Consider the following 3,131-nt stretch of genomic DNA (forward strand, 5'->3'; position numbering starts at 1 on the left):
CTCCGTCGCTCCGCACAAGGCGATAGCCGAGAAAGCCAAACACCAAGAGCACTGCAAGCAGAAACCAGTACCATTCATTTTGCGAAAGCTCGATCGTACTGAAGCCGCTGAGTCCTTGGCTCGCGCCAGTTAGAGCGCCGCCGCTCAGAACAACCTGATAGAATACCACGCCAATGGCCAACGTAACTACTGAGACGTAGAACGGGAATATCAGGCTGATGCGGGCGTAGAATATGAACCAACCCAGCGCTGCGGCCACCAGGACTGCGGTTATCGTGCCTCCGATCAAACTAATGCAGGCACCAGGCCATGATCCGATATAGTGAGTGAAAACGATGCCGACGGCGTAGGCGCCAATGCCAAAGAAGGCAGATTGACCGAGGCTCAGAATCCCTGCGTAGCCCCATAGAAGGTCGACGGTCATCGCGAGCAATGCGAAACAGAATGCCCGAGCCATGAGGCCGATCAGGTAATTATCGGCGACTACGGGCATTGCGGCCATCAGTACCGCTACGAGAGCTACTGCTAACATTTGCCACGTGGGCCGCCGGGCACCCACTGCCTCGGCTGACGTAATTTGACCGTGCATGGCTAGCGCCCCTTTCTGCTTCCGGCGGCAAAATCGCGGATGGCACCCGGTGTCAGGCCAGTTGGGAATACGCGGACCAGCAGCACGGCTAGTACTACGATCACCAAACTCCCCATGATCTGGTTTCCATAGATGGACACGAGAGTCTGGCAGGCACCGAGGATGGCAGCGCTAAACGCCAGACCCGTCAGAGAGGGGCCGGCGACAAACACGATCATGAATGCAGGTATGACGAAGGGAACGCCAAGGTTGGGGTCGATGCTGGACATCGGTGCGATGGCGGCGCCGGCGAAGGCGGCAAGGGCGGAGCCCACCGAGAAGGTTATAAGGCGGACGCGGCCCGTATTGATTCCAAGGGCTGCGGCCAAATTCTCGTTCATGATCACTGATCTCGCGATCAGGCCGTACTCGGTGAATCGGGTAAACGCTGTGAAGGCGGCCCACAGCGCGAATGCGATGCCGACCATGATGAGCCGATACGTCGAGTACCGAATGTCAGCGATCTCGACGAAGCCGCGGACGGGCATGTTTACGAACTGGGCCCCGCGGCCGAAGTACAGGGTAACCAGCTGGATGATGACGATGCTCAGCCCCCACGTAGCCAGGATGGTGTCGAGGGGTCTGCCGTAGAGCCGGCGCACGACCAGTATTTCAATGAGGCTTCCGCACACAAAGCCGACGGCCGGAGCGAGAAGAAAACTCCACCAGGGACTGATATGGAGCTCGGTCGCAATCAGGCCGGCATAGGCCCCAAGGACGATGAACGCCCCGTGTGCCAAATTGATAACTGACATAACGCCGAAGACGATCAGCAACCCGAAGGCGACGACATACAGCAGCGCCACCGTGGTTATGACGTCGAGAAGATCAAATAGCATCGCTTAGGCCCACTCCTGTGGCTTTGCCCAACGGAGGCGAGCACCATCCGGGACCCGCGCTGCACGCGGGTCCTCGGTCGTTGGCACGCACCGTTTGTTGCTTACTTCGACCCGAACTTGGGTTCGGGGTCACATTGCCTGGAAGCGTCGATGGTGCCCAAAGACTGGACGATGTCGAACTTTCCATCGCTCCTGGCCTTGCCCAGATAAATGGGCAGGCTGGCATGTCGGTCTGTCGTCAGTTTCACCGTGCCCCGCGGTCCGCTGAAAGAGACTTCGCTCAAGGCCTTCAGGACGGCGCTGCCTTCCAGGGTTTGCGCTTTCTGCGCTGCCAGCGCAAACTCATGGATAGCGTCGTACGTGGGTGCCGAAAAGAAGGTCGGCGTGGCCATCTTGTCCCCGAACTTCTTCTGGAGCGCCTCGGTGAATTTCTTGTTTTCCGGGGTGTCCACCGTCGAGAAATAAGATCCCGGAACGTAGATGCCCTCACCATCAGGGCCCAGGGCGGCAAGAGCGCCCTCCTCAATGTCGAGGCTGGCAACGAGGGCCGGAGAGCCGGAGGCGTTCTTTTGCTTCATTATCGAAACATTGTCCGCGCCGCCGGCGAGGGCCAGCAGGACGACGCTGGGGTTTGTGCGGTTGATCTTGCTCACGACCGACGCCCAGTCCGTCGTGCCAATTGGAGCGTATTCCTCACCTACGACCGTGCCGCCGGCCGCCTCGATGACCTTCTTCGCGATTTCGAACGACTTGTGGGGCCACAGATAGTCGCTCCCGACGAAGAACCACGTCTTGGCACCTTCCTTCTCCGTCAGGTACTTTACCAGCGGGTCAGTCTGCTGGTTCGGGACTTCCGCATTGGCATACAGCGTCGGGTGGCACGACGCTCCCTCATAAAGCGAGGTATAGATCGCTGGCACATTGGCTTTCTCGGCGACGGGGATGCCGGCCTCTCGCCCAGCGCTCGTCTCCATTGAGATGATGAAGCTGGCATGCCTCTGGTTGATGAGGCTATCCCAAGCTTGCTCCGCGATGCGCGGATCAGTGCCGTCATCGCCGTTCTCGATGCGAACCTTGCGCCCCAGGATGCCGCCGTTGGCATTGACTTCGTCGGCCGCGAGTTGCGCAGCCTGCAACACCGGAGGAGACAGGACGCTTCCCGGCCCGCTCAGAGCCTGAACCAGTCCGATCACGACATCGTCGTCCGCGCGAGCGCTTTGCGGGAGACCGAAGGCAGCGGCACCCGCAAGCATCACACCGAAAAGGGCAGCAGTGCTGCGAAGTTTTCTGAATTCTAGCATTAGATCCTCCCTAAGTTTGGATTCTACCTACCGACTGCCGTCCAACGAGACGGCGGGTTCGCAAAACGGCTCTGGGTCCAGAAACCGCTCCAGGACGTTGCTGGTTATTCTTGAGACGTTGTTTTGATAGTTGTTGTGGGACAGACTTCCGGCCCAGGCGATTGAGCTAACCGAGAAAACCGCACCCCCAGCGGGCGTCTCGTAGAAGACCAGATCAGCCCGCACGAGTGGGCTTTCCTGCCCGGACATCCCGGGCGTGTTGGTCAGCAGCTCTTCGCAGACCACCATGTAAATATCGGTGTGGTCCTCCGACGAGGCCAGCACCAGCGCGTTGGGAGGCGTGCCCAGCAGCGCGTCCGCCCG

Annotated in this window: 4 protein-coding genes; all 4 read right to left on the bottom strand. The window is 59.6% G+C overall.

Features of this window, described 5'->3' with window-relative positions; translation table 11 throughout:
- The coding region (locus ACODTY_RS23605; RefSeq protein ID WP_488996611.1) for a branched-chain amino acid ABC transporter permease at positions 1 to 502 on the bottom strand (502 nt) is incomplete at its 3' end.
- 89 nt (positions 503 to 591) lie between these two features.
- Positions 592 to 1,467, bottom strand: a complete 876-nt coding sequence (locus ACODTY_RS23610) for a branched-chain amino acid ABC transporter permease (protein ID WP_488996612.1) — start codon at positions 1,465 to 1,467, stop codon at positions 592 to 594.
- A 101-nt stretch (positions 1,468 to 1,568) separates the two neighbouring features.
- Positions 1,569 to 2,768: a substrate-binding protein gene (locus tag ACODTY_RS23615; RefSeq protein ID WP_488996613.1), complete on the bottom strand. Its 1,200-nt coding sequence runs from the start codon at positions 2,766 to 2,768 to the stop codon at positions 1,569 to 1,571.
- 27 nt (positions 2,769 to 2,795) lie between these two features.
- A partial coding sequence (locus ACODTY_RS23620) for a N,N-dimethylformamidase beta subunit family domain-containing protein (protein WP_488996614.1) occupies positions 2,796 to 3,131 on the bottom strand: 336 nt, incomplete at its 5' end.

The sequence above is a fragment of the Mesorhizobium sp. FG116 genome, assembly GCF_057809835.1.

Excerpts from the sequence above, each read along its gene's own strand:
- ACODTY_RS23615 (WP_488996613.1), bottom strand. The coding sequence starts at position 2,768 with ATGCTAGAATTCAGAAAACTTCGCAGCACTGCTGCCCTTTTCGGTGTG.
- ACODTY_RS23610 (WP_488996612.1), bottom strand. The coding sequence starts at position 1,467 with ATGCTATTTGATCTTCTCGACGTCATAACCACGGTGGCGCTGCTGTAT.